This window comes from Streptomyces sp. NPDC000134, assembly GCF_042899225.1.
Classification (GTDB): domain Bacteria; phylum Actinomycetota; class Actinomycetes; order Streptomycetales; family Streptomycetaceae; genus Streptomyces.
The window spans coordinates 132,074-157,842 of record NZ_JBIAZN010000006.1 but is presented as its reverse complement, the minus strand read 5'-3'; the positions used below and the strand labels follow the sequence as shown (position 1 = coordinate 157,842).

Genomic DNA, 25,769 nt, shown 5'->3' with positions numbered 1-25,769 from the left:
GCCACCGCATATATGCGCAGCACATACCAAGGTGTTGTTTCGGTCCGGTTTCGCCATTTTTGATCAAGATTTCCGATCGACCTCAGCCACTAAAGTGGGGCCCATGACCGTGAACCCCGCACACACCGCCCTCTGGCCCGCCCCGCACGCGAGCGGAGCCGTCGACGCGACGGTCCACGTGCCCGGATCGAAATCGGTCACCAACCGGGCCCTGGTGCTGGCCGCCCTCGCCTCCGCGCCCGGCTGGCTGCGCCGCCCGCTGCGCTCCCGCGACACCCTGCTGATGGCCGGCGCGCTGCGGGCGCTTGGCGTGGGGATCGAGGAGGGCGTCGGCCCGGACGGCACCGGGGAGTTCTGGCGGGTGATCCCGGCCGGCCTGCACGGCCCGGCCACGGTCGACGTCGGCAACGCCGGCACGGTGATGCGCTTCCTGCCCCCCGTCGCCACCCTCGCCGACGGCCCCGTCCGCTTCGACGGCGACCCGCGCTCCTACGAGCGCCCGCTGCACGGCGTGATCGACGCGCTGCGCGTCCTGGGCGCCCGGATCGACGACGACGGCCGCGGCGCGCTGCCGCTGACCGTGCACGGCAGCGGCGCCCTGGACGGCGGCCCGGTCGAGATCGACGCCTCCTCGTCCTCCCAGTTCGTCTCCGCACTGCTGCTGTCCGGCCCGCGTTTCAACCAGGGCGTCGAGGTCCGGCACACCGGCGCCACGCTGCCGTCGATGCCGCACATCCGGATGACCGTCGACATGCTCCGCGCGGTCGGCGCCCAGGTCGACACCCCCGAGTCGGGCGGCGAGCCCAACGTGTGGCGGGTGACGCCGGGCGCCCTGCTCGGCCGGGACCTGACGGTCGAGCCGGACCTCTCCAACGCCCAGCCGTTCCTGGCGGCGGCCCTGGTCACCGGCGGCAAGGTGCTGATCCCGGACTGGCCGGCCCGCACCACCCAGCCCGGTGACAAGCTGCGCGAGATCTTCACCGAGATGGGTGGTTCCTGCGAACTGACCGACTACGGGCTGGTGTTCACCGGCTCCGGCGCGGTGCACGGCATCGACGTGGACCTCTCCGAGGTCGGCGAGCTGACGCCCGGCATCGCCGCGGTCGCCGCCCTCGCGGACTCCCCCTCCACCCTGCGCGGCGTCGCCCACCTCCGGCTGCACGAGACGGACCGGCTGGCCGCGCTCACCAAGGAGATCAACGAACTCGGCGGTGACGTCACCGAGACCGCCGACGGCCTGCACATCCGCCCCCGGCGCCTGCACGGCGGCGTCTTCCACACCTACGACGACCACCGCATGGCCACGGCCGGCGCGGTCATCGGCCTCGCCGTCGAGGGCGTACAGATCGAGAACGTGGCGACCACGGCGAAGACCTTGCCGGACTTCCCCGAGCTGTGGGCCGGGATGCTCGGGGCTTAGGGGTTCCGCCATGCGCCGCTACGGCAAGCACACCGACGAGGACGACATCCGCACCCGTCCGGGCCGCCGCAACACCCGGCCCCGGACCAATATCCGCCCCAAGCACGAGGACGCCGCCGAGGGCATGGTCCTCACCGTCGACCGGGGCCGGCTGACCTGCCTGGTCGACGGCCGCGAGATCACCGCGATGAAGGCCCGCGAACTGGGCCGCAAGGCCGCGGTCGTCGGCGACCGGGTCGCCCTCGTCGGCGACCTGACCGGCAAGAAGGACACCCTGGCCCGGATCGTCCGGATCGAGAAGCGCACCTCGGTCCTGCGCCGCACCGCCGACGACGACGATCCCTACGAGCGCGTCGTCGTCGCCAACGCCGACCAACTGGCCATCGTCACCGCCCTCGCCGACCCCGAGCCGCGCCCCCGGCTCATCGACCGCTGCCTGGTCGCCGCCTTCGACGGCGGCCTCACCCCGCTGCTGGTGATGACCAAGTCCGACCTCGCCCCGCCGGACCAACTCCTGGATCTGTACGGCGACCTGGACATCCCCTACGTCGTCACCAGCCGCGCGGAACTGGAGACCGGCGACGCCGCCGGCCGCGTACGCGAGCACCTCGACGGCAAGATCACCGCCTTCGTCGGCCACTCCGGCGTCGGCAAGACCACCCTGGTCAACGCTCTGGTCCCGGAGGAACTGCGGCGCATCACGGGCCATGTCAACGCGGTGACCGGCCGCGGCCGGCACACCACCACCTCCGCACTCGCGCTGCCGCTCTCCTCCGACATCGGCGGCTGGGTCGTCGACACCCCGGGCGTGCGGTCGTTCGGGCTGGCCCACATCGACCCGTCCCGGGTCATCCACGCCTTCCCCGACCTCGTACCCGGTACGGCGAACTGCCCGCGCGCCTGCAGCCACGACGAGCCCGACTGCGCGCTGGACGCCTGGGTCGCCGAGGGGCACGCCGACCCGGCGCGGCTGTACTCGCTGCGCCGGCTGCTGGCCACCCGGGAAGCGAAGGAAGGCGACTGACCTTCGCGTTGTTGGGCCTGTCGGGGGGCCGGTAAGTGCATAATCGCACCAAGCCGGATTCAAGCCCGAGCAAAGCGGTCACGGTACCTGGGACTACGGGAGGACGACGGATGGCGTGGCTGCTGGTGATAGTGGCCGGGGTGCTGGAGACCGGCTTCGCGGTGTGTCTGAAGCTGTCGCACGGCTTCACCCGGCTGTGGCCGACGATCGCGTTCGCCGCGTTCGCGCTGGGCAGCTTCGGTCTGCTGACCCTCTCCCTGAAGAAGCTCGACGTGGGCCCCGCGTACGCGGTGTGGACCGGGATCGGCGCGGCCGGCACCGCCGTCTACGGCATGATCTTCCTCGACGACCTGGTCTCCACGCTGAAGATCGTCTCGATCAGTCTGGTCATCCTCGGCGTGATCGGCCTCCAGCTCTCCGGCTCCACGCACTGACCCCCGCGCCGGCTACGGCGCCGACTGCCGCGCCAGCGCGTACCGTACGAGGTCGGCGACCCCGCCCTCGCCCGGCGGCGCGGTGACGCAGGACAGGGCGAGGCGGACGGCGAGTTCGCAGGAGCGGGCCAGGTCGGCGGCGTCCGCCCGCACCGCGCCGGGCACGGCGAGCGCCGCCACGGCGCGGTCGCGGACCAGGGCCACGAACTCGCCGGGTCCGGGCAGCGGGCCGTCCGCCCGGCGCTGCGCCGGGACCGCGGCGGAGGACGGCACCGCGGTGAGCGCCGGCGCGGGCAGCCGGGCGCCCCAGCAGCCCGTGAGCATGGCGCGGACCAGCACGTTCTCGTGGGCGGCCGACGCGGTCCACTCGGCGGTCGCGGTGAGCCGCTCCCGGGGGTCCCCGGCGCCGGCCAGGACGCGTTCGACGCCGGCGAGGTAGGCGTCCGCCTCCCTGCGGACGAGGGCGCGGGCGAGGCCCTCCTTGCTGCCGAACTCGTTGTAGAGCGTCTGCCGGGACACCCCGGCGGACGCGGCGACGTCCACCATCCGCACCGCCGACCACGGCCGCCGGGCCAGTGCCGTGTACGCGGCGTCGAGCAGGGATTCCCGCGCTGCAGGCATCATCGCCTCCCTCGGGGAGCAACTCTGCGCCACAGATTTGACGCGCCTTCCGACCCTGTCAATACCCGCCACACCACCACCTTCGGACCGCCACGCCGCCCCGTCTGCGGGCAGCCGCGCCGCCCCCGTCTGCGGTCAGCGTGCCGCCCCCGTCTGCGGTCAGCCGACGGCCGCCGCCGTCTGCGGGCAGTCGTGCCGCTGGGGCGGCACGGGTGGGCGCGGGCGGCACCCCGCAACGCCGGGTTGCGGCAGCGCCCGTGCCCCGGCGTCACCGACCCGCACCGCCCACCGACCAGGCAGCCGACAGGGGCAAACCGCACCCCGCCACGCCGGGTTGCGCGGCGCCCCGCCCGGCTACAGCCCTGCTGGCCCGTTCCACCACCCGGCCGATACGGTGACGTACATGCCCGACTACCTCGACGACCTCCGCCTCGCCCACGTCCTCGCGGACGCCGCCGACGCCGCGACGATGGACCGCTTCAAGGCCCTCGACCTCAAGGTCGAGACCAAGCCGGACCTCACCCCCGTGAGCGAGGCCGACAAGGCCGCCGAGGAACTCATCCGCGGACACCTCGCCCGCGCCCGCCCCCGCGACGCCGTCCTCGGCGAGGAGTACGGCATCGAGGGCACCGGCCCCCGCCGCTGGATCGTCGACCCGATCGACGGCACCAAGAACTACGTCCGCGGCGTCCCCGTCTGGGCCACCCTGATCGCCCTGATGGAGGCCGGCGAGGGCGGCTACCAGCCCGTCGTCGGCGTGGTCTCCGCCCCCGCCCTGGGCCGCCGCTGGTGGGCCGCCAAGGGCAACGGCGCCTTCTCCGGACGCAGCCTGACCTCGGCCTCCCGCCTGCACGTCTCCCGCGTCTCGCGGATCTCCGACGCCTCCTTCGCGTACTCCTCGCTCACCGGCTGGGAGGAACAGGGCCGCCTGGACGGCTTCCTGGACCTCACCCGCGAGGTCTGGCGCACGCGGGCGTACGGCGACTTCTGGCCGTACATGATGGTCGCCGAGGGCTCGGTCGACCTGTGCGCCGAACCGGAGCTGTCCCTGTGGGACATGGCGGCCAACGCGATCGTCGTCACGGAGGCCGGCGGCACCTTCACCGGCCTCGACGGCCGCCCCGGCCCGCACAGCGGCAACGCGGCCGCGTCGAACGGACTTCTCCACGACGAACTGCTGGGCTACCTCAACCAGCGGTATTGACCCCGCCGTTGCCGGCCGCCCTCTTGTTGACCCCCCTCTTTGCCTGCCACCCTGGGAGTCCCCCCACTTGTGAACTTGTGAATCCATGAACTACCGCATGGATCACCAGGAGGTGGCACTGCCATGCTCGTCCGCGACGCCATGACCACGGTCGTCCTGACCATCGGCCCCGACCACACCCTCCGCCAGGCGGCCTCCCTGATGGCCGCGCGCCGGGTCGGCGCGGCGGTCGTCTACGACCCCGACGCCGGCGGCATCGGCATCCTCACCGAACGCGACGTCCTGGAATCCGTCGGCCGCGGCCAGGACCCGGACGCCGAGCGCACCCACGCCCACACCACCGGCGACGTCGTCTTCGCCACCCCGGCCTGGACCCTGGAGGAGGCGGCGCGGGCGATGGCGCACGGCGGTTTCCGCCACCTCATCGTCCTGGACGGCGGCGAGCCGGCCGGCATCGTCTCGGTCCGCGACATCATCCGCTGCTGGGCCCCGGCCCGCGTACCCGTGCTGCCCGTCCTGCCCGTCTGAGAAGAACGGAACGGGCCGGGCCCCTCGGGTGAACGAGGAGCCCGGCCCGCCGCTACGACAAGCGATCCAGTGCTGGTTGTCAGCCGCGCAGGGCCTGGACCGCGGCCTCCAGCCGCTTGCCGAAGTCGACGTCCGCCTGGCGGAAGTTGTTGATCGCGCGCTCGACGATGTCCTCGCGCGAGACCTTGGAGATGCCGCCCGCCAGGTTGGCGACCAGGCGCTCCTTCTCCTCCTCCGTCATCAGGCGGTAGAGGTTGCCGGCCTGCACGAAGTCGTTGTCCTCGGCGTGCACCGGGGCCTCGGTCTCGCCGGTGACACCGGTGACCGCGACCGGCTGCCACAGCGCGCGGTCCGTCTGGAACGGGCCGCCGAAGCTGTTCGGCTCGTAGTTCTTCGCGCCCTTGTGGCGGCCGTCGTACAGGTAGCCGTCACGGGCGTGGGTGCGCGCCTCGGTGGCGTGCGGACGGTTCACCGGCAGGTGGTCGGCGTTGATGCCGACGCGGTAGCGGTGGGCGTCGCCGTACGCGAAGAGGCGGCCCTGGAGCATCTTGTCCGGGGACGGGCCGATGCCGGGCACGAAGTGCGCCGGGGAGAAGATCGACTGCTCGACCTCGGCGAAGATGTTCTCCGGGTTGCGGTTGAGCTCCAGCTTGCCGAACCAGACGATCGGGTAGTCCGCGTGCGGCCACACCTTGGTCAGGTCGAACGGGTTGAAGCGGTAGGTCGCCGCCTCGGCCACCGGCATGATCTGCACGCCGACCGTCCAGGACGGGAAGTCGCCGCGCTCGATGGCCTCGCGCAGGTCGCGCTGGTGGGAGTCGGGGTCCTTGCCCGCGAGGACCTCGGCCTCCTCGGCGGTCAGGTTCTTGATGCCCTGGTCCGTCTTGAAGTGGTACTTGACCCAGAACGCCTCGCCGGCCTCGTTGTTCCACTGGAAGGTGTGCGAGCCGAAGCCGTCCATGTGGCGGTACGAGGCGGGGATGCCGCGGTCGCCGTGCAGCCAGGTCACCTGGTGCGTGGACTCGGGCGACAGGCTCCAGAAGTCCCAGACGTTGTCCGCCTCCTGGCTGCCCGTGTACGGGTCGCGCTTCTGGGTGTGGATGAAGTCGGGGAACTTGATGGCGTCCTTGATGAAGAACACCGGGGTGTTGTTGCCGACGAGGTCGTAGTTGCCCTCCTCGGTGTAGAACTTCACCGCGAAGCCGCGCGGGTCGCGGACGGCGTCCGCGGCGCCCAGGTTGCCGGCCACGGTCGAGAAGCGGAGGAAGACCTCCGTCTCCTTGCCGACCTCGGAGAGGAACTTGGCGCGGGTGTACCCGGTGACATCGGCGGTGACCGTGAAGGTGCCGTAGGCCCCGGCCCCACGGGCGTGCACGACACGCTCCGGGATGCGCTCACGGTTGAAGTGGGCCAGCTTCTCCAGAAGAAGCTGGTCCTGGACGAGCACGGGGCCACCGACGCCCGCGGTCTCACTGTTCTGGTTGTCGGCTACCGGAGCACCGGCCTCCGTAGTGAGCGGTCCCTGAGTCAACGTGGGCCTCCTGCGCCATTCCTTGCAAAACCTGTCGCTTGGCTAATGCCAGGCTCGATCCTACAATGGACAATGTCTAAGTCAAGTAAGACTCCAAAGTCACACCTGTTCGGGACTCGGTCCCCCTTCCTGTTAGGCTGGACTTCATGAGTGACCTACTGGAACGGCTGCGTGGACGCGGATGGCGCATGACCGCTCAGCGGCGCGTCGTGGCCGAGGTCCTGGACGGTGAACACGTCCATCTGACGGCCGACGAGGTGCACGCCCGAGCCGTCGCCAAGCTCCCGGAGATCTCCAGAGCGACCGTCTACAACACGCTGGGCGAGCTGGTCACCCTCGGCGAGGTCCTGGAAGTCGCGACGGACAAGCGCGCCAAGCGGTACGACCCCAACGCCCACCGTCCGCACCACCACCTGGTCTGCGCGCGGTGCGGGGCGATCCGGGACGTCCACCCGAGCGGCAATCCGCTGGCCGACCTCCCCGACTCGGAGCGCTTCGGCTTCACGGTCTCGGACGTCGAGGTCACCTACCGCGGCGTCTGCCCGAACTGCGCGGCGGCGTAGTACCGCCCCCGCTCCGCCAGAAGTCGTCCCGCAAGCCCCCGGTGTCCGCGCACGCCGGGGGCTTGTCGCGTACGGATCGCGGGCGCAACGCACCGAGGGCCGGAACCCTTTCGGATTCCGGCCCTCGGCCTTCAGTAGCGGGGACAGGATTTGAACCTGCGACCTCTGGGTTATGAGCCCAGCGAGCTACCGAGCTGCTCCACCCCGCGGCGATGAATGCAACATTACGTCAAGGATGCGGGCGGAGGCAAATCGCTTACCGCGGACCTCTTCCCGCCCACGTCCCTGGCCGCCGGTCACGCCGACAGCTCCTCGCGCAGGGCGTCCCGGAGCCTGGCGGCCCGGCCGGCCACCTCGGCGGGTCCCAGGGAGGCGGCCCGGTCGGCCCAGTGCTGCCCCTCGGCGAGTTCGCCCCGGCGCGCGCAGACCAGGGCGAGCCGGAGCGCCGCCCGGCCGTGCCCGGCGTCGGCGGCGCGGGTCCACCACACGGCGGCCTCGGGCTCGCTGCCCTCCCGGGCGAGCAGCAGCCCCAGGTTGAACGCGCCGTTGCGGGACCCGGCCTCGGCCGCCGCCCGGTACCAGCGGGCGGCCTCCACGACGTCGCCCCGCGCGGCGGCGAGCATCCCGACCCGGACCTGGGCGCGCCGGTGGCCCTGGCAGGCCGCCCGCTCGTACCACTCCTCGCACTCGGTCTTCTCGTGCGCCGGCTCGCCCAGCTCGTGCGCGGGCGCCGGCGGCCGGCGCGCGTCGAGCAGGGTGGCCAGCCGGTACGCGGCCTCCGGGCTGCCGCCCCCGGCCGCGCAGCGCAGATACCGCTCGGCCTCCGGCTCGTCGCCGTCGCGCAGCCGTGCCATCCCGACCTGGAGCGCCGCCTCGGTGTGCCCGGCGGCGGCGGCCCGCTCGTACCAGCGCAGCGCCGCCGCGTCCTCGCCGCGCCCGGCGTGCAGGATGCCGAGGTTGAAGGCGGCGTCGACGCTGCCCGCCTCGGCGGCCTTGGAGAACCAGGGCTCGGCGCCGGTGCGGTCGCCGCCCTGGAGCAGCAGGATCGCCAGCGCGTTGGCGGCCTCGCGGTGCCCGGCGTAGGCCGCGCGCCGGTACCACTGCTCGGCCTGCGCGGTGCGGCCCTGCTCGGCGCAGAGCAGCCCGAGGTTGTACGCGCCGTTGTCGTCGCCCGCGTCCATCGCCGCCCGGTACCAGCGCTCGGCGGTCTGGGTCTCGCCGCGCTCGGCGTGCAGCGCGCCCAGCGCGTTGGCCGCGTTGCCGTCGCCCTCCTGGGCGGCGCGCAGCCACCACACGGCGGCGCTCTCGGTGTCCCCGGCGTCGCGCAGCAGGAAGCCCAGCGCACAGGCGGCGCGGGTCTCGCCGTCCTTGGCGGAGGTCAGGTACCAGCGCCCCGCCTCCTTCAGCTCGCCGCGGTTCTCCAGGATCGCCCCGAGGTGCAGCGCGGCCCGGCGGTGGCCGCGTGCGGCGGCCTGCCGGTACCACTGCTCGGCCTCATGCGTCGCGGACTCGGCGTCCGCGCCGGTCTGCGTCCCGGCGCGGCTGTCCAGTGCTCTGGCCAGCCGGTACGCGGCCTCCCGGTGCCCGCGCTCGGCCGCCGCGCGCATCCAGCGCCCGGCCGTGCCGTCGCCGCGGTGCTCCAGCAGGTCGGCGAGGGCGTACGCGCCCAGGGGGTGGCCCTGTTCGGCGGACTGGCGCAGCCAGTACTCGGCGGCGGGCTCGTCGCCGCGTTCGCGGAAGTGCCGTCCGAGCGCGTGGGCCGCGGCGGCGGAACCGGCGACGGCCGCGATCCGCCACCAGCCGGCGGCCTCGTCGGCGTAGCCGCGCTGGTGCAGCAGGACACCCAGGTTGTTGGCGGCGGCGCGGTCGCCCGCGGCGGTGGCGGCGCGCAGATGGGGCTCGGCTCCGTCGAGATCACCGCGGCGCAGCAGCATGGACCCGAGGACACTCATCGCCTCGACGTCGCCAGCTTCGGCGGCCAGCCGCCGGCGTACTTCCTCGGCCGCCTCGTCCGCGACCGCGTCGGCCTCGTCCCCGGCCTCGGCGGAACGGGCAGGCTGCGCAAAACGCCCTGTCTCGTACAGAGTTGCCTTGTCCCCCATAACGTCCATCGTCGCACCACCTGCAGCCTGGGTACACCTGGTATACCGCAGTCAGTGAGGTCACTTCAGCGTTTTGTCGACATGCCCACAGAGAGACAAGTCAAACACAGATCGCCCAACTCCCGTCGGCGGCACGGCCGGAGAACCGGGCCGGCATATGCGTTCGCACATCACGAAGGCCCGGATTCCCTTTCGGAATCCGGGCCTTCGTTTTCAGTAGCGGGGACAGGATTTGAACCTGCGACCTCTGGGTTATGAGCCCAGCGAGCTACCGAGCTGCTCCACCCCGCGCCGTTGTGTTCACTACCGTATCACGGCGCGGGAGGGGCACTTGACCAGCCGGTTCAGCCGCTGGAGCTGGGCTTCGGACTCGGGCTCGCCCCGTCCGCGCCCTGGTCGCCGTTCTTCCCGCCGCTCTTGTCCGCAGCGGCGCGGTCGGCCTTCGCCTGGGCGTCCTCCGCCCGTTGCAGCGCTTCCTCCAGGTCCTTCTGGGCCTCGCCGTACGCCGTCCAGTCGTTCTCCTTCAGGGCCTTCTGGCCGGCCTCGAAGGCTTCCTGGGCGTCGTTCAGCGCGTCCTGGACCGTCGGGTCGCTGGAGGTCGGCGGTGGCTCGGTGCCGTCGTCGCCCTGGTCCGGCGGCTCGGGCGTCGCCCCCTCGGCGCCGAAGACCTTGTTCAGGGCCTCGTCCAGCGTGTCCTCGAAGGCCGTCTGGCCGCCGTAGGTCACCAGTACCTTGCGCAGCAGCGGGTACTTCAGGCCGCCGCCGCGGACGTAGACCGGTTCCACGTAGAGCAGTCCGCCGTCGAGCGGCACGGTGAGCAGGTTGCCGTACTCGACCTCCGAGTCGCCGCCTCTGAGCAGCCTGATGGACTCGGCGATGTCCTGTTCGGAGTTGAACTGGCTCTGGACCTGTTTGGGTCCGTCGACGGTCGTGCTGGTCGGCAGTTTCAGGATTCTGATCTTGCCGTAGCCGCTGGTGCCCGCCTCCGCGTCGACCGCCATGAACGCGCTGAGGTTGTCCCGCCCGTTGGGCGTGAACGTCGTCGTCAGCGAGAACGACTGCTGCTGCTGGTCGGGCATCTTCATGCTCAGGTAGTACGGCGGCACCGCGTTGCCCGACTTGTTGGTCGGGTCCTCCGGGACCTGCCACACCTCGCTGCCGCTGAGGAACGTGTCCGCGTCGTCGACGTGGTAGCGGGTGAGCAGCTCGCGCTGGACCTTGAACAGGTCCTGCGGGTAGCGGAGGTGGGCCATCAGGTCGCCGGAGATCGCCGACTTGGGCTGCACCGTGTCGGGGAACGCCTTCATCCAGGTCTTCAGGACCGGGTCCTCGGTGTCCCACTGGTAGAGCTTGACGTCGCCGGTGTACGCGTCGACGGTCGCCTTCACCGAGTTGCGGATGTAGTTGACCTGGTTCTGCTGGGCCACCACCGCGCGGTTGTCGTTGGCCGCGGTGAGCGAGTCGGCCGTGGTGTCGCCGAGCGTGGTCCGGGAGGCGTACGGATAGCCGTTGGTGGTGGTGTACGCGTCCACGATCCACTGGATGCGGCCGTTGACGACGGCCGGGTAGGCGTCGCCGTCGATGGTCAGCCACGGGGCGACCGCCTCGACGCGGTCCTTGGGCGTGCGGTTGTAGAGGATGCGCGAACCGTCGCCGATGGCCCCGGAGTAGAGGATCTGCGGCTCGTTGAACGCCACCGCGTACGCGGCCCGGTTGACCGGGTTGGAGAGGTTGACCCCGCCGTCGCCCTTGTAGCTGGTGGTCTTCTCACCGCTGTCGTCGGAGTAGTCGATCTCCTTCTGGGGACCGCCGACGATCGAGTAGGTGGTGGTCTTCTCGCCGTAGTAGATCCGCTGCTCGTACCGGGGCAGCTCGCCCTCGGAGGGCAGGTTGGACTCGGTGAAGACCGGGCGTCCCTCGGAGTCGACCTCGGTGCCCTTGGCGGCGACCACGCCGTAACCGTGGGTGTAGCGGAAGTGGTTGTTGATCCAGTTCTGCTTGTCGACGCCCGCCAGGTTCAGCTCGCGCAGGCCGATGACCGTGTCCTGGTCCTGGCCGTCCTTGTTGTAGCGGTCGACGTCCAGGTTGTTGGGGAAGGCGTAGTACTTCCGCATCTGCTGGAGCTGCTGGAACGTCGGCGAGACGATGTTCGGGTCCATGATGCGGATGCTGGCGGCCGCGTCGACGTCCTCGCGCAGCTTCGTCAGGTCCTCGGTCTTGCTCTTGCCGTCGTAGTCGGTGACCTGGGTGCCGTCGATGCCGTAGGCGTCGCGGGTGGCCTTGAGGTTCTTCTCGACGTACGGCGCTTCCTTGGCCTGCTCGTTGGGCTGGACCTGGAACTTCTGCACGATCGCCGGGTAGAGGCCGCCGATCAGGATGGCGGAGAGCACCATCAGGCCGAAGCCGATGACGGGCAACTGCCAGGTGCGCCGCCAGATGGTGGCGAAGAACAGCAGCGCGCAGATGACCGCGATGCAGAACAGGATCGTCTTGGCGGGCAGGTAGGCGTTGGCGTCGACGTACCGCAGGCCGGTCCAGTTGTCCGTCGCCTTGAAGTCGCTGGACTTCACCGCCAGTCCGTACCGGTCGAGCCAGTAGGCGACCGCCTTGAACGTGACGAAGACCCCGAGCAGCACCGACAGATGGCCGGTGGCGGCGGCGGTGGCGCGGGCGCCGGGGCTGGTGACGCGCAGCCCGCCGTACAGGTAGTGCGTGAGCGAGGCGGCGATCACGGAGAGGATCACGGCGGCGAAGCCGAAGCCGAGCAGGAACCGGTACCACGGCAGGTCGAAGGCGTAGAAGGCGACGTCCAGCTTGAACTGGGGGTCCTTCTGGCCGAACGGCACGCCGTTGACCCACATCAGCCAGGTCCGCCACTGGCCGGCGGCGGAGGCGCCGGCGATCAGGCCGACCAGGGCGGTGATGCCGAGCAGCAGCCACTTCTTGTAGGGCGCGATGCCCATCCGGTAGCGGTCGAGGTTCTGCTGCTCCATCGACATGGCGCTCAGCGGGGGGCGCAGCCGGTGGGCCAGCCAGATGTTGAACCCGACGGCCAGCGCCATCAGCAGCCCGAAGACGAAGAACAGACCGATCTTGGTCCACAGCGTGGTCGTGAACACCGACGAGTAATGGACCGACCGGTACCACAGCCAGTCCGTCCAGAATCCCGCGAACATGGTGAACGCCATGGCCAGGACGGCCAGCACGCCCAGTGTCATCAGCAGGGTCCGGACCCGCCGGGACGGGCGTCCCACTCTGATCCGTGGCCCCGTCGGGCCTCCGCCGCGGTCCGGCATCTGGAAAGCCAAGGTGCGCACCTCGAAGTTCGCTGTCGATTCCGTCAGGCCCTAGGGTTCAAGGGCCCGCCGTGCGCCCCCGTGCTCGTGGGCCCACACTTAAGCAACTTACTCATCGTTTACTCGGTTCCCGATTCCGGCCCCGAACGAGGCAGGATTGTGACCATGTCCAACACCCCCATGGCAGCGAGCCCGCTCACCCGGGCCGTACTCGAGATCGACGAGTACGTCTCCGGCCTCGGCTGGGACCAGCCCGCACGCCTTTTCGCCCTCGTAGACACCGCACGACTCCAGGCCGAACAGCCCACGCTCGCCGACCGGCTCGGGCTGGCCGACGAGGGCGAGTCGGCCGGCCTCACACCGATCGAGCAGGACGAAGTGCCAACGGACCGGCCGCTGGACGAGTTCCTGGGCACCATCGCCTGGCCCGACGCGGTGGCCGGCTGCGCGCTCTCGGTGGAGCGGCTGATGCTGCCGCCGTCCGCCGAGACGCAGGTGCCGCAGGGCCTGGGCGAGGCCGAGCTGGCGAAGTGGGTGGCGGACCACCCGGAGCGCCAGGAGGTCCGCATGACGGTGGCCGTGCTGCGCGACGGGGCCCGCGAGTCGGCGCTGCGGCTGCGCGAGAAGGACACTCCGACGGAGGTCCTCACCGGCTCCGATCTGGTGCCGGGGCTGGCCGAGGCGCTGGCGGCGACGTTCGCCGAGTAGCCCCGCGCCTCACTTGGCGGAGCAGGACGGCAGGTCGGCGGTGTCCCCGGAGCGGATGTCCTTGAGCGCGCCGAGGGCGTCGCCGATGCTGTCCACCTTGACCAGGGTGAGGCCGTCGGGGGTGTCCTTGGCGGCGGCGGCGCAGTTGTCGGCGGGCGTCAGGAAGTACCGGGCGCCCTTGCTGCGGGCGCCGACGGTCTTCATCTCGATGCCGCCGATCGGACCGACCTGGCCGGCGTCGTCGATGGTGCCGGTGCCGGCGACGAACTCGCCGCCGGTCAGGTCGCCGGGCGTCAGCTTGTCGTAGATGCCGAGCGCGAACATCAGGCCCGCGCTCGGCCCGCCGACGTCGGCGAGCTTGATGTCGATGTCGAACGGGAAGGTGTGGTCGGTCGCGGCGGAGATCCCGACGATGGCGCGCTTCTCGCCGGTGTCGTGGGAGACGGCCGTGGTGATGGTGACCTTCTCGGTGACGGTCGCCGCGCGGTGCTCCTTCTCGGCGGCGGCCTGCTCCTTGGCGGGCACCACCGTGAACACGACCTCCTGGCCGGGCTTGTGCTTGGTCACCAGTTCGACGACGTCCCCGGGCTGCTTGACCGCCGTACCGTCGACGGCCTTGATCACGTCTCCGGCGTGCAGTTCGCCCTCGGCCGGGGAGTCCTTCACGACGGTGGAGACGACCACCCACGACTGCACCGGGATGTCCAGGGCCTTCAGGGCGGCGACCTTGGCGCTCTCCTGGGACTGGCTGAACTCCTCGGCGTTCTCCTGCGTGGACTGCTCCTCGGTCTTGCCGTCCGGGTAGAGCGTGTCGTGCGGCACGACCTTGTTGTCGTGGGCCAGCCAGCCGTAGACCGCCTCGACCAGGTTCATCTTGAAGTCGGCGCTGGTCACGCGGACGGTGGTCATGTTGAGGTGGCCGCTCGCCTCGTACGTCTTGTGTCCGGTGATCTGGAGTACCGGCTCGCCGTCGTGCTCCCCCAGCGTGTTCACCGTCGGCCCCGGGGACATCTCCGCGTACGGCACGGGGATGAACACTCCCGCGCACAGGAGCGCGATCAGCATCAGGGTGGAGGCGAGCATCGTCGCGGTGCGGCGTGGCATGGCACGACAGTACGGGACGTGTCTGTCAGCGCTCCGTCAGGGCGCCGGGGCCCGTCGCTCAGGTGCCGGAGCGGGACTTCTCCATGGCCTCGCGGAACTTGGCGTACCCGTCGAGTTCGGAGCCGTCGCCGCGTATCTTGCGGCTCCGGTTGGCCCAACCGCCCCACAGGCCCGCGACGATCCCGGCCAACAGCGGGATCAGCAACCAGGCGAGCGCCGCCATGCCGACCTCCCAACCCCGATGAGCGTCCGCGTCCGACTGATCAACAGATTAACCATCCGCAGTGACAACGCTCACGCCGGGGTGACGGTTACGCAACCGGACGGCGCCCGAGCGGCCCTCAACAGGCGCCCACCCACTCCTCCGTGCCGTCCGCGAAGGTCTGGTGCTTCCAGATGGGCACCTCGTGCTTGAGGTCGTCGATCAGCCGGCGGCAGGCGTCGAACGCCTCGCCCCGGTGCGGGCAGGACACGGCCACGACGACGGCGAGGTCACCCACCCGGAGGTCTCCCACGCGGTGCACGGCGGCCAGCGCGCGCACCGGGTACTCCGCGGCGACCTTCTCGGCGATCCGCCGCATCTCGGCCTCGGCGCTGGGGTGGCAGGAGTAGCCGAGCCGGTCGACGTCCGTGCCCCCGTCGTGGTCCCGGACGGTGCCCACGAACAGGGCGGTCCCGCCGGCGGAGGTGTCACCGACGGCCCCGAAGACCTCGTCCACGGAGAGCGGTGTGTCCCGGATCGCGATCAGCTTGACCGGGTCCTGCGCGGCGCGCTCGCCGGGGTGCTCGTTCATGGCTGCCATGCGCCCATCGTGCCCCACGGCACGGACATCGCGTCAATGGCGTGATCGACCGGTACGCGCGTGTGCCGCCTCGGAGCCTCCTACGGGCGCCGGCCGCCTCAGATGCGCCGCCGGGCCTTGCGGGCCCGCCGGACCACCGCGGCGGCGCCCAGCAGCGCCACCGTCGCGCCCGCGGCTCCGGCCGCGGTGGCGTCCTTGCGGCCGAGCCGCCGTCCGACGACGGTGTGCCGGCCGGAGACCTCCTCCAGGAGTTCGGCGAGCACCTCCTCGTTGGTGTACTTCGGCCGCCACCCGGCGTCGTGCAGTTGGCTGCCGCTGACCACCCAGGGGTACATCGTGTAGGCGAGGTCCCCGGCCGGGGAGGGCGTCAGGCCGATGCGGTGCAGCCGGGCCGCCGCGCCGAGCGCGACCGCCGAGGGCAGCTCCATGCGCCGGATGCCGCTCAGCTCCTCGACCTCCTCCTGCTCCAGCCATCCGTCGCAGCCGACGGCCAGCTCGCCGTCGACCTTCTCCAGGGCCGCGTACTCCAGGGCGGTGCACAGGTCCTCGACGTGGCAGAACTGCCAGGCGGGCCGCGACCCGGCCACGACCAGCAGCCGGGGCGACTCGAAGTACCTGGTCAGGGCGGTGTCGGTGCCGCCGACCAGGACGGCCGGGCGGACCACGGTGACGTTGAGCCCGGGGTGCGCGCGGGGTGCTCGCCGGGCCAGCCGCTCGATCTCCAGCAGGTCGCCCACGCCGGTGGCCTCGGCGGTGGCGCGCAGCTCGGCGTCCTCCGACAGCGGCAGCTCGTTGTCCGGGAGCGCGCCGTAGACCATCGCGGACGTGCAGAGCACGACCCGGCGCACCCCGGCGGCCGCGGCGGCGGTCAGCACGGTCTGCGTGCCCCGGACGTTGTAGGCCGTCCGGGCGGCGGCGTCGGTCTCCAGGTCGAGGTCCAGGGCGAGGTGCACCACCACGTCCGCGCCGCGCAGCTTGTCGGCGATGGCCGGATCGCGTACGTCCAGGACGTGCCACTGGGCCGTCGCGCACTCGCCGCGCCGCTCGTCGATCGCGAGGACCCGCTTGACCTCGTCCGACGCGGCCAGCTTCGCGGTGAGCAGCGCGCCGACGCCGGACGCGGCGCCGGTCACCGCGACGACGGGTCCGCGTGCCACGGCACTGGTTGACTGGTTTCGCGCTGCGCGAACCTGCGGATTCGGGGAACTCACCGGGCGTCTCCAGCGGTTGTCTTCAGTACGGTCGCGAGTGACGCGTACGTACCAGGTGGCATCCATCCTGCCGCAGGCCGTCAGTCGGCGAAGCACCGAGGCCCGATCCGCCGCGGGTGTCTACGCTGGGTGGTGAATGTCGGGCAGCCGTGCCGCCGGAGAGAACCGGCGGCCCTACCAGCCGAGGAACCCCGTGAGTGACACCCCATTCGGATTCGGCCTTCCGCCGGAGGAGCCGGACGACGGCGACGAGGGCAAGAAGAAGGACCAGCAGAGCGGCGGTGGTCAGGGACCGGCCAACCCGTTCGGTTTCGGAGCCGGAGGCCTTGGTGGCCCCGGTGCGGACAATCCGTTCGCTGCCATGTTCGGTTCGTTGAACCCCACCGACCTGGGCGCCGCGTTCCAGCAGCTCGGCCAGATGCTCTCCTACGAGGGCGGCCCGGTGAACTGGGACATGGCCAAGCAGATCGCCCGCCAGACGGTCGCCCAGGGCGCGCCGGACGGCACCAAGGACGCCAGCGTCGGTCCCGCCGAGCGCAGCGCCGTCCAGGAGGCCGTGCGCCTCGCCGACCTGTGGCTCGACGACGCGACCGCGCTGCCGTCCGGTGCGGGCTCCGCGGTGGCCTGGAGCCGCGCGGAGTGGGTCGAGGCGACGCTGCCCGCCTGGCAGGAGCTGGTCGACCCGGTCGCCGAGCGGGTCGGTACCGCCATGGGTGACGTCCTGCCGGAGGAGATGCAGGCCATGGCCGGCCCGCTGATCGGCATGATGCGCTCCATGGGCGGCGCCATGTTCGGCACCCAGATCGGGCAGGCCGTCGGCGTGCTCGCCGGGGAGGTCGTCGGCTCGTCCGACATCGGCCTGCCGCTGGGCCCGGCCGGCAAGGCCGCCCTGCTGCCGGCGAACATCGAGCGGTTCGGCAAGGACCTGGGCGTCCCCCAGGAGGAGGTGCGGCTCTACATCGCGCTGCGCGAGGCCGCCCACCAGCGTCTCTTCGCGCACGTGCCGTGGCTGCGCTCGCACCTGTTCGGCGCGGTCGACGGCTACGCCCGCGGCATCAAGGTCGACACGGCCAAGCTGGAGGACGTGGTCGGCCAGTTCGACCCGCAGAACCCCGAGCAGATGCAGGAGGCCCTCCAGCAGGGCATGTTCCAGCCGGAGGACACCCCGGAGCAGAAGGCGGCCCTGGCCCGTCTGGAGACGGCCCTGGCGCTCGTCGAGGGCTGGGTGGACGCGGTGGTGCACGCCGCCGCCAAGCCGCGGCTGTCCTCCGCCGACGCGCTCCGCGAGACGCTGCGCCGCCGCCGCGCCTCCGGTGGGCCCGCGGAGCAGACCTTCGCCACGCTGATCGGCCTGGAGCTGCGCCCGCGCCGCCTGCGCGACGCCTCCCGGCTGTGGGCGTCCCTGACGGACGCACGCGGCGTCGACGGCCGGGACGGCCTGTGGGCCCACCCGGACATGCTGCCGACCGCCACCGACCTGGACGACCCGGACGGCTTCGTCCACCGCGAGCAGCTCGACTTCTCCGAGCTGGACAAGATGCTCGGCGAGGCCGCCGGCAAGCCGGACCTGGGCAAGCGGGACCAGAAGGACCAGCGGGACCAGAAGGACGAGGGCGACGGCAGCGAGTGAGTCTCCATGACGACGCGGTCCTCGTGCTCAAGGGCTACGAGGGCCAGGACGAGCTGCGCCAGGTCTACCTCGACCATCTGGCCGCCCGCCCGGACGGCCTGTGGAAGGCGTGCGGGGACGGCCACATCACGGCGAGCGCCCTGGTGGTCGACCCCGCCGGGGAGCGGGTGCTGCTGACCCTGCACCGCAAGCTGCGCATGTGGCTCCAGATGGGCGGCCACTGCGAGCCGGAGGACGCCACCCTGGCGGCGTCCGCGCTGCGCGAGGGCACCGAGGAGTCCGGCGTCGCCGGCCTGACCCTGCTCCCCGGCGGCCCGGTGCGACTGGACCGGCACCACACGCCCTGCGCGTGGCACCTGGACGTGCAGTACGCGGCCCTGGCCCCGCCGGGGGCCGTCGAGGCGATCAGCGACGAGTCCCTGGACCTGCGCTGGTTCGGTTACGACGAGGTCGCGGAGGTGGCCGACGAGTCGGTCGTACGGCTGGTGGCGGCCACCCGGGCGAGGCTCTGACCGGGCACCGACGAGAGGCGACCGGTAAGGGGCGGCCACCTGGGTGATCGCCCCTTACGCGGACCGGCCGGGAGGTCAGCTCCAGACGTTGCCCTGGTTCTGTCCCCGGGCCCCCTGCTGGCCCATGCCGTACTGGGCGGCGAGGCCCGAGCCGATCACCGCGTGCTGCGGCGGCAGCAGCTCACTGGGCTGGACGAGCGCGAAGCCACTGCCCATGAAGCTCAGTTCCCAGCCCTCGCCGGTGCTGCCGCGCCGCCGCCATACCCCGGAGGCGTGCGTCTGGGCCTGCATCTGCACCCGCAGACCGGTGGACCAGGCGACGATCGCGTCGGCGTCGCAGTTGACGTACGTGTCGGGGGTGACCCGCATCAGCAGCGGGGCGCCCGAGGTCATCAGGGCGATCCGGCCGCGTCCGGTGATGTTGAGCTGGTACTTCCCCGAGCCGGAGATGCCGTACAGGCTGTCGACGGCGATGACCTCGTGGTGCAGGGACGAGTCCATCGCCAGCACATAGCCGCTGTCGACGGTGAGGCCGTCCTGCTCGACCTCCATCACATGGATGTGCTGGGCGAGGTTGGCGAAGTAGACGGTGCCCTGCCCGTGGCAGCGCATCAGGTCCAGGCCCTCGCCGGTGTGCGCACGCGCGTGTGCCCGGCCGCCCTGGTGCTCGGCGTCGAACTCGACGAGCCCCTGGTAGGCGACCATGGTGCCCTTGCGGGCGAGGATGTCGTCGTGCCCCTCCAGGACGACGCGGAGCATCTGCTTGTTCTGCAGGCTCCAGCGCTCCTGGGTCTGCTGGTCGTTGTAGGCGAAAAGCGGGCTCTGCATGGTGGTTGTGCTCCCCCTCAGCCCCGCACCCGGAGGCGGTCGGTGCTGTCCTCGCTGGGCTGGACGACGACGATGCCCTGACCGGAGAAGGCCATCTGGTAGGCCTCGCCGCTGCCGCGGCCGATCAGGGACTGTGCCTTGAAGCTGCGCTTGCCCTTCACCTTGAGGTTCGGGGACCAGGCGACGAGCGCGTCCGGGTCGACGTACGTCTCGTCCTCGCCGCCGCCGCAGTCGACCACGATCGGCTTGCCCCGGGAGGTCAGCGCGACCCAGCCCTGCCCGGAGATCCTGGTGTTCCACAGGCCCTGCCCGGCGAACTTCGCCAGGCCCTTCACCCGCTCCACGCCCCAGGTGAGATGGGCGTCGAAGGCGAGCAGGTTGGTGGCGTTGACGGAGATCCCGTCGCCGTCGAGGTTGATCACGACCACGTCGGCGCCGTAGTCGGCGAGGTAGAGCAGCCCGTCGCCGGAGCACTTCATCAGCGGCGCGCCCTCGCCGGTCATCCAGTCCTTGGCGATCTGCCGTACGGCCGGCGGGTTGGGCTCGTACTGGATGAAGCCCTCGTAGGCGATCATCGAGCCCACGCGTGCGAAGAGGTCGTGCCCGGTCTGCATGGCCACCTTCAGCATGTGGTTGCCGTGGTTCTCCATGCGGGCGGTGACGGGTGCGGAGGCGTAGCCCGCGAGCGGCTGGTCCATCTCGGGCCCTCCCTTCAGATTTCGTACGGCTGGACGACGATGAAGTTGCCGGGCGCTCCCCGGAACTGGAGGTTGACGCTCTCACCGGTGTCGCCGGCGTAGGAGTTCCGGCGCATCCGCACCTGGCTGGAGACGACCACCTGGGAGGCGGCCGACCAGGCGACGACCGCGTTGCAGTCGGCGAAGGTGGTGGGCGTGACCGGCAGGACCACGGGCACGCCGTGCGTCTTGACGACGATCGTGCCGGTGCCCTGGAACTGCATCGTGAACAGCGCGCCGCCGGGGATGCCGTGGCCCTCGATGCGGCGGACCTCGTAGGCGAGGCCCTCGTCGAAGGCGAGCACGTTCTCGGCGGAGACGCAGATGGCGTCCCCCTGGAGTTCGATCGGGTGCAGCATCGTGGACTGCTCGGCGAGGAACACCTGGCCCTTGCCGGTGCAGCGCATCAACTGCATCTCCTGGCCGGTCGCGTTGCCGACGACGCGGCCGGCGAATCCGGCGCCCTTGTAGCTGAAGTCGACCTTGCCCTGGTAGAGCACCATGCTGCCCTGCCGGGCGAGCACGGGGGTGCCCCCTATGCCGAGGTCGACGCGGACCAGCTTCCCGTTCTGCTGGGTCCAGCGCTGGCCGGCGGGCGTCTCGCGGAACCGCTGGAGCGCGGCGGCGACACCGGCGCCCTGGGGATCGCCTTGGGGGATGCCTCGGGGCACACCCTGGGGTGCGCCTTGCGCCGGGATGCCCTGGGGGGCTCCGTAGGGGGCCTGCTGGCCGTAGCCGGGGGGCGGCGGGGTCGGGGAGTGCGGGGGCTGGGGTGCGTGGGATGCGTGGGGTGCGTGCGGCGCCTGGGGTGACTGGTGGGGCTGGTGCGTCTGGGGCTGGGCGTAGCCCGGGGGCAGGGGCGCCGTGGGGGCGGGCAGGCCGGGGACCTGGCCGTACGGCGCGGGGGCCGGGGGCGGGACCGGGGAGCCGCCGGGCGGGGTGGGCATCGGCGCGACGACGGTCGGGGCGGCGTGCGCGGAGGGCGGCTCGGGCGCCGGGGGCGGAGGCGGGACGGCTCCCGGCGGCGGCGCGTAGACCTGCGCGGCGGGCTGCGGCGCGGGCGAGGCCGGCGCGGGAACCGGCGCGACCGGGGGCGGGGTGGCGGGCGCGGGCGTGTCGGGGACTCCGAAGGCCGGGGGCGGGGCGGGCTGGGCGGGAGCGGCGGGCGGGGCGAAGCCGGGGACGGCGCCGGGCTGCGGCTGCTGGGGCTGCTCCGGGGCGGGCGGTTCCTCCTCGGCGACCTCGCCGCCGAAGTTCCGCAGCAGCGCGTCCAGGCCGCCGTCGAACCCCTGGCCGACCGCCGCGAACCGCCACACGTCCTTGAGGTAGAAGTCGCCCAGCATCACGGCCCGCTCGGTGGAGAACTCCGACCCGTCGAACGGGTACCGGGCCACTTCCTCACCGCCCGCGACGATGCGCAGGTATCCGGGGCCGATCTGCGACATCTGCCCGGCACCGTCGATCGTCGCCGTGAACGACAGCTTCTGGATCTGCGGCGGAATCCGCTCCAGGGTGACCCGGAAGGACTCCGTGTCGCCCGCCTGCGCGCCCAGGAGCTGGATGGCCTCCTCGGGCGACTTCGGCTGGTTGAAGAACACGAAGTACCGGTCGTCCGAGAGCCGCTCGTCGGCGTCGAGACCGAAGCAACTGATGTCGAAGGTCAGCCCGGGGCCGGAGATCTGCACGCCTACGTACAGATCGGTGCCCACGGTGAGGTCACTGATCCTGGCCTTGTGGCCGCGTTGGAATTCCCTGGCCATGCGTACGACCGTCCCCCATCCCGAATGCGAGTGCGTCGCGCCAGGCTAACCGCAAAGCCGGACACCGGCCGATGCCGGTACAGACCCGGTACAGAACCCCCGGCCGGCCGTGCCGCACACGCGCGTGGAGGCGGTCCGCGGGCGGCGGGCGCTACCGCCCGCGGGCGCCGGGCACCTGCGGCAGCCGGTCCGCCGCGACCACTCCTTCGAGGTAACCCCGGGCCCGCTCGGTGCGCGGATACGCGTCCAGCAGCCGCCAGAACCGGGGGCCGTGTCCGGGCACCAGCAGGTGCGCCAGCTCGTGCAGGAGGACGTAGTCGACGACGTACTCGGGCATGCCCTGGAGGCGGTGCGACAGCCGGATGCTGCCCTCGGCGGGGGTGCACGAGCCCCAGCGCGTGTTCTGGTTGGTGACCCAACGCACCGAGCTGGGCCGCGCACGGCCCCCGAAGTACTGGGCGGACAGCCGCTCGGCGCGCTCGGCCAGTTCCGTGTCGCCCAGGACCCGTTTGCTCTCCTGGGCGGCCAGCTTGTCGAGCATGACGCTCACCCAGCGCTGCTCCTCCGCCTCGGACATCCGGGCGGGGATCAGCACGACGGTGCGATCGCCCTCGCGGTACGCGGAGACCGTCCTGCGTCGACGGGTGCTTCTGCGGACCTCGATCGCGCTCGTGCCCGAGCCGTCGCTCGGCGGACTCGTCGGCACGCGCGGTGGCGTTCCGGCGCGGTGCAGTGGGTCTGCGGACACGCCCCGACGTTACCCGCTGCGCACGGGAGAAGTCCCCACTCCGGGGCGGTTGGTTCCGGCGGCATCACCATGCGTCCGATTTGTACGACCGCACAGTGACCGAGCCGACCACGGCAGCATTGATACGACAAGCGTCCACCGCCTGTGGACAACTTTCCGCACCCGGCGCCGCGGCCGGGCATGCTGGCCCCGTCGGCACGGTCACGACCGTCCGGGCCGGCCCACGGGGAGTACGACGACGTACGGGGGACCTGTCATGCATCCGATGGTGAAACCCGCTCTGAGGCGGAGCTGGCGCGATCTCAAGACCGTCCAGTTCGGCATGGCACCGGCGCACGCGCTGACGCTGGGGCCGCTGGACACCGCGACCGGCAGCTTCCTGGAGCTGCTCAACGGCACCCGAGGGGTGGCGCTGCTGCGGGAGGAGGGACGCCGCATGGATCTGCCGGACGGCCATGTGGACGCCCTGCTGGAGCGGCTCGCGGAGGCCGGGCTCCTCGACGACTCCCGGGGCGGCGGTCCGGCCGCCGACGACCTCCGCCGGAGGAAGGACGTCCTGGACCGGCTCCGCCCGGACCTGGCCTCGCTGTCGCTGACGACCTCCCAGCCGGGCGAGGCGATCGGCGCCCTGGCGGCCCGCCGGGCGCAGCGCGTGCAGGTCAGGGGCGCGGGACGGGTCGGTGCGGTGGTGGCCTCGCTGCTGTCGGGGGCCGGGATCGGCGAGGTCGACGTGCGCGACGGCGGCTGTGTCGAACCGTGGGACGTCACCCCCGGCGGACTGCCCGCCGAATCCGTCGGCAACCGCAGGGACGAGTCGGCCCGGCGGGCCGCCCGCCGGGCCGCCCCCGGCCGTCCGCCCCGCCGCGGTCCGGCGACGCCGCCCGAGGACGGCGGCCCCGGCTTCTCCCTGGTGATCCTCGCCCCGCGCGACGACGTCGCCGTGCACGCGCCCCCACCGTCCGCCGCCGAACCCCTGATGGCCTCCGGTACGCCCCATCTGTACGCGGGGGTGGTGGAGGGCACCGGCGTGGTCGGGCCCTTCGTCCTGCCCGGTGAGACGGCCTGCGCGGGCTGCCTCCAGCAGGGCCGCGCCGACCGGGACCCCACCTGGCCCCGTCTGGTCACCCAGTGGCGCTCGGGCCGGCAGCCCCGGGTGCGGCCCTGCGATCTGGCGCTGGCCACCACCGTCGCCGGGCTCGCGGCGGCCCACGCGCTGGCGTTCCTCGACGGCCACGATCCCGCCGGCGCCGGTGCCCGCTGGGAGGTCTCGCTGCCTGCCCTGCACTGGCACGCGCGGCCGGTCCCGGCCCACCCCGCGTGCCCGTGCTCGGCGGCCCGGCGGACCCCCGAAGGGGGCACCGAGCGGCGGCGAAATGGTGACGGGAGCGAAGGTGTGCGCGGACACACCTCCGAGAACGGGCAGCGGCGCGCGACAATGGCGGGGCAACGGCTGTCGGCGGTACCACGCCGCAAGGCGGGCACGGCGCGGCCTGCTGGGACTTGGAGGGCGCATGTCTGATCTTCCCCGGAAGGCGGTCACCCGGACCGCCAAGCTCGCCGCGCTCCCGCTCGGCTTCGCCGGACGGGCGACCTGGGGACTCGGCAAGCGGATCGTCGGCGAGTCCGCCGAGATCGTCGGCCAGCAGTTGCAGCAGCGCACCGCCGAGCAGTTGTTCAAGGTGCTCGGCGAGCTGAAGGGCGGCGCCATGAAGTTCGGCCAGGCCCTCTCCGTCTTCGAGTCGGCGCTGCCCGAGGAGATCGCCGGCCCCTACCGGGCGGCGCTGACCAAGCTCCAGGAGGCCGCCCCGCCGATGCCGACGCGCACGGTCCACTCCGTGCTCGCGGAGCGGCTCGGCGCCAACTGGCCGGAGCTGTTCCAGGAGTTCGACGACAGGCCCGCCGCCGCGGCGTCGATCGGCCAGGTGCACCGGGCCGTGTGGCACGACGGGCGCGAGGTCGCGGTCAAGGTGCAGTACCCGGGCGCCGGCGAGGCCCTGCTGTCGGACCTCGGCCAGCTCAGCCGCTTCGCCCGGCTGCTGGGCCCGCTGGTCCCCGGTCTGGACGTCAAACCGCTGATCGCGGAGTTGAGGGACCGTGTCTCGGAGGAGCTGGACTACGGTCTGGAGGCGCAGGCCCAGGGAGCGCACGCGCAGGAGTTCGCGGGCGATCCGGACATCGTGGTGCCGGACGTGGTCCACCAGTGCGAGCAGGTCCTGGTCACCGAGTGGATCGACGGCATCCCGCTGTCGGAGGTCATCGCCGACGGCACCCCGGAGCAGCGCGACCGGGCCGGTCAGCTCTTGGCCCACTTCCTCTTCTCCGGTCCCGCCCGCACCGGCCTGCTGCACGCCGACCCGCACCCGGGCAACTTCCGGCTGCTGCCCGGCGGCCCGGACGGCGCGGACGACTGGAGGCTGGGCGTCCTGGACTTCGGCACGGTCGACCGGCTCCCGGGCGGTCTGCCGGACCCCATCGGCACCTGTCTGCGCCTGACCCTCGACGGGGACGCGGAGGCCGTCTACGAGCAGCTCCGCGAGGAGGGCTTCGTCAAGGAGTCGATAGAGCTGGACCCCGAGGCGGTCCTGGACTATCTGCTGCCGATCATCGAACCGGCCCGGGTCGACGAGTTCACCTTCACCCGGAGCTGGATGCGCAGCCAGGCCGCCCGCATCGGCGACATCCGCTCCCCGGCGTACCAGTTGGCCAAGCAGCTCAACCTGCCGCCGGCCTATCTCCTGATCCACCGGGTCACCCTGAGCACGATCGGGGTGCTGTGCCAGTTGGGAGCGACGGTGCGGTTGCGCGACGAGCTGGAGGAGTGGCTGCCCGGCTTCGTCGAGGAGCCCGCGCCCGTTGCGGTGGAGGAGACCGAACCGGCCGCGGAGGCGTAGCCGCGCCGCGGGGGCCGGTCCGCTGATCGGGCCGGCCCCCGCGAGGAGAGCTTCGCCCCCCGTGATCCGAGTCCGGTGCGATCCGGGTTCGGTTCGGGAGGCCACCGCTTCGGG

General features: G+C 72.0%; 23 protein-coding genes and 2 tRNA genes. 11 read left to right on the top strand and 14 right to left on the bottom strand.

Going from position 1 to position 25,769, the window contains the following annotated elements:
* Positions 1 to 103 precede the first annotated feature (103 nt).
* From aroA to ACFY32_RS11360, 3 genes are all read left to right on the top strand, one after another.
* Complete coding sequence (gene aroA, locus ACFY32_RS11370) at positions 104 to 1,420, top strand: 3-phosphoshikimate 1-carboxyvinyltransferase (RefSeq protein ID WP_359196544.1); 1,317 nt, start codon at positions 104 to 106, stop codon at positions 1,418 to 1,420.
* Positions 1,421 to 1,430: 10 nt separating this feature from the next.
* On the top strand, positions 1,431 to 2,444 hold the full coding sequence (gene rsgA, locus ACFY32_RS11365; RefSeq protein WP_359196547.1) for a ribosome small subunit-dependent GTPase A: 1,014 nt from the start codon (positions 1,431 to 1,433) through the stop codon (positions 2,442 to 2,444).
* A gap of 110 nt (positions 2,445 to 2,554) precedes the next feature.
* Positions 2,555 to 2,878 carry a DMT family transporter gene (locus ACFY32_RS11360; RefSeq protein ID WP_390673987.1) on the top strand — a complete coding sequence of 108 codons (324 nt, stop codon included), beginning with the start codon at positions 2,555 to 2,557 and terminating at the stop codon, positions 2,876 to 2,878.
* 12 nt (positions 2,879 to 2,890) lie between these two features.
* Here ACFY32_RS11360 and ACFY32_RS11355 read toward each other — a convergent pair whose 3' ends face one another.
* Entirely contained in the window at positions 2,891 to 3,499 is a 609-nt protein-coding gene (locus ACFY32_RS11355) for a TetR/AcrR family transcriptional regulator (protein ID WP_390673986.1), read from the bottom strand.
* Positions 3,500 to 3,902: 403 nt separating this feature from the next.
* Between ACFY32_RS11355 and hisN the strand changes: the two genes are divergently transcribed.
* Both hisN and ACFY32_RS11345 read left to right on the top strand, forming a co-directional pair.
* Entirely contained in the window at positions 3,903 to 4,703 is an 801-nt protein-coding gene (gene hisN, locus ACFY32_RS11350) for a histidinol-phosphatase (RefSeq protein WP_359196554.1), read from the top strand.
* A gap of 123 nt (positions 4,704 to 4,826) precedes the next feature.
* Positions 4,827 to 5,231: a CBS domain-containing protein gene (locus ACFY32_RS11345; protein WP_359196557.1), complete on the top strand. Its 405-nt coding sequence runs from the start codon at positions 4,827 to 4,829 to the stop codon at positions 5,229 to 5,231.
* A gap of 79 nt (positions 5,232 to 5,310) precedes the next feature.
* Here the strand turns inward: ACFY32_RS11345 and ACFY32_RS11340 are convergent, their stop codons facing one another.
* Positions 5,311 to 6,762 (bottom strand): catalase, encoded by a 1,452-nt coding sequence (locus tag ACFY32_RS11340; RefSeq protein WP_359196560.1) that lies wholly within the window; start codon positions 6,760 to 6,762, stop codon positions 5,311 to 5,313.
* A 146-nt stretch (positions 6,763 to 6,908) separates the two neighbouring features.
* Between ACFY32_RS11340 and ACFY32_RS11335 the strand changes: the two genes are divergently transcribed.
* A complete protein-coding gene (locus ACFY32_RS11335) occupies positions 6,909 to 7,325 on the top strand; it encodes a Fur family transcriptional regulator (protein WP_359196563.1) in 417 nt (138 codons plus the stop codon).
* Positions 7,326 to 7,460: 135 nt separating this feature from the next.
* Here the strand turns inward: ACFY32_RS11335 and ACFY32_RS11330 are convergent.
* From ACFY32_RS11330 to ACFY32_RS11315, 4 genes are all read right to left on the bottom strand, one after another.
* Positions 7,461 to 7,534 (bottom strand) — tRNA-Met (locus tag ACFY32_RS11330).
* 87 nt (positions 7,535 to 7,621) lie between these two features.
* Complete coding sequence (locus ACFY32_RS11325) at positions 7,622 to 9,436, bottom strand: tetratricopeptide repeat protein (protein WP_359196566.1); 1,815 nt, start codon at positions 9,434 to 9,436, stop codon at positions 7,622 to 7,624.
* Positions 9,437 to 9,644: 208 nt separating this feature from the next.
* Positions 9,645 to 9,718, bottom strand: a tRNA-Met gene (locus ACFY32_RS11320).
* A gap of 53 nt (positions 9,719 to 9,771) precedes the next feature.
* Positions 9,772 to 12,723 carry a UPF0182 family protein gene (locus ACFY32_RS11315; protein WP_359196924.1) on the bottom strand — a complete coding sequence of 984 codons (2,952 nt, stop codon included), beginning with the start codon at positions 12,721 to 12,723 and terminating at the stop codon, positions 9,772 to 9,774.
* Between the two features lie 165 nt (positions 12,724 to 12,888).
* Here ACFY32_RS11315 and ACFY32_RS11310 point away from each other — a divergent pair, with 165 nt between their 5' ends.
* A complete protein-coding gene (locus ACFY32_RS11310; RefSeq protein ID WP_359196569.1) occupies positions 12,889 to 13,431 on the top strand; it encodes a PPA1309 family protein in 543 nt (180 codons plus the stop codon).
* A 9-nt stretch (positions 13,432 to 13,440) separates the two neighbouring features.
* Here ACFY32_RS11310 and ACFY32_RS11305 read toward each other — a convergent pair whose 3' ends face one another.
* From ACFY32_RS11305 to ACFY32_RS11290, 4 genes are all read right to left on the bottom strand, one after another.
* On the bottom strand, positions 13,441 to 14,535 hold the full coding sequence (locus ACFY32_RS11305; protein WP_359196572.1) for a PDZ domain-containing protein: 1,095 nt from the start codon (positions 14,533 to 14,535) through the stop codon (positions 13,441 to 13,443).
* Between the two features lie 58 nt (positions 14,536 to 14,593).
* On the bottom strand, positions 14,594 to 14,758 hold the full coding sequence (locus ACFY32_RS11300; protein ID WP_359196575.1) for a hypothetical protein: 165 nt from the start codon (positions 14,756 to 14,758) through the stop codon (positions 14,594 to 14,596).
* Between the two features lie 118 nt (positions 14,759 to 14,876).
* A complete protein-coding gene (locus ACFY32_RS11295; protein ID WP_359196578.1) occupies positions 14,877 to 15,338 on the bottom strand; it encodes a molybdenum cofactor biosynthesis protein MoaE in 462 nt (153 codons plus the stop codon).
* Positions 15,339 to 15,436: 98 nt separating this feature from the next.
* Positions 15,437 to 16,549: an SDR family oxidoreductase gene (locus tag ACFY32_RS11290; protein ID WP_359196581.1), complete on the bottom strand. Its 1,113-nt coding sequence runs from the start codon at positions 16,547 to 16,549 to the stop codon at positions 15,437 to 15,439.
* Between the two features lie 193 nt (positions 16,550 to 16,742).
* Between ACFY32_RS11290 and ACFY32_RS11285 the strand changes: the two genes are divergently transcribed.
* Positions 16,743 to 18,179 carry a zinc-dependent metalloprotease gene (locus ACFY32_RS11285; protein ID WP_359196584.1) on the top strand — a complete coding sequence of 479 codons (1,437 nt, stop codon included), beginning with the start codon at positions 16,743 to 16,745 and terminating at the stop codon, positions 18,177 to 18,179.
* Positions 18,176 to 18,691, top strand: a complete 516-nt coding sequence (locus ACFY32_RS11280) for an NUDIX hydrolase (protein ID WP_359196587.1) — start codon at positions 18,176 to 18,178, stop codon at positions 18,689 to 18,691. Before ACFY32_RS11285 ends, ACFY32_RS11280 begins: the two co-directional genes overlap by 4 nt.
* A gap of 75 nt (positions 18,692 to 18,766) precedes the next feature.
* On the opposite strand, the gene ACFY32_RS11275 is transcribed toward ACFY32_RS11280, so the two are convergent.
* From ACFY32_RS11275 to ACFY32_RS11260, 4 genes are all read right to left on the bottom strand, one after another.
* Entirely contained in the window at positions 18,767 to 19,519 is a 753-nt protein-coding gene (locus tag ACFY32_RS11275) for an AIM24 family protein (RefSeq protein WP_390673985.1), read from the bottom strand.
* A gap of 17 nt (positions 19,520 to 19,536) precedes the next feature.
* Positions 19,537 to 20,217 (bottom strand): AIM24 family protein, encoded by a 681-nt coding sequence (locus ACFY32_RS11270; protein WP_390673984.1) that lies wholly within the window; start codon positions 20,215 to 20,217, stop codon positions 19,537 to 19,539.
* A gap of 14 nt (positions 20,218 to 20,231) precedes the next feature.
* Positions 20,232 to 22,016: a TerD family protein gene (locus ACFY32_RS11265; protein ID WP_390673983.1), complete on the bottom strand. Its 1,785-nt coding sequence runs from the start codon at positions 22,014 to 22,016 to the stop codon at positions 20,232 to 20,234.
* 151 nt (positions 22,017 to 22,167) lie between these two features.
* The gene (locus ACFY32_RS11260; protein ID WP_359196599.1) at positions 22,168 to 22,764 is read right to left on the bottom strand and encodes a M48 family metallopeptidase; all 597 of its coding nucleotides are present in this window, start codon (positions 22,762 to 22,764) and stop codon (positions 22,168 to 22,170) included.
* A gap of 256 nt (positions 22,765 to 23,020) precedes the next feature.
* Here ACFY32_RS11260 and ACFY32_RS11255 point away from each other — a divergent pair, with 256 nt between their 5' ends.
* A complete protein-coding gene (locus ACFY32_RS11255) occupies positions 23,021 to 24,283 on the top strand; it encodes a TOMM precursor leader peptide-binding protein (RefSeq protein ID WP_390673982.1) in 1,263 nt (420 codons plus the stop codon).
* Positions 24,276 to 25,655, top strand: a complete 1,380-nt coding sequence (locus ACFY32_RS11250; protein WP_359196605.1) for an AarF/ABC1/UbiB kinase family protein — start codon at positions 24,276 to 24,278, stop codon at positions 25,653 to 25,655. The genes ACFY32_RS11255 and ACFY32_RS11250 overlap by 8 nt, the downstream gene beginning before the upstream one ends.
* The last annotated feature ends 114 nt before the right edge of the window (positions 25,656 to 25,769 follow it).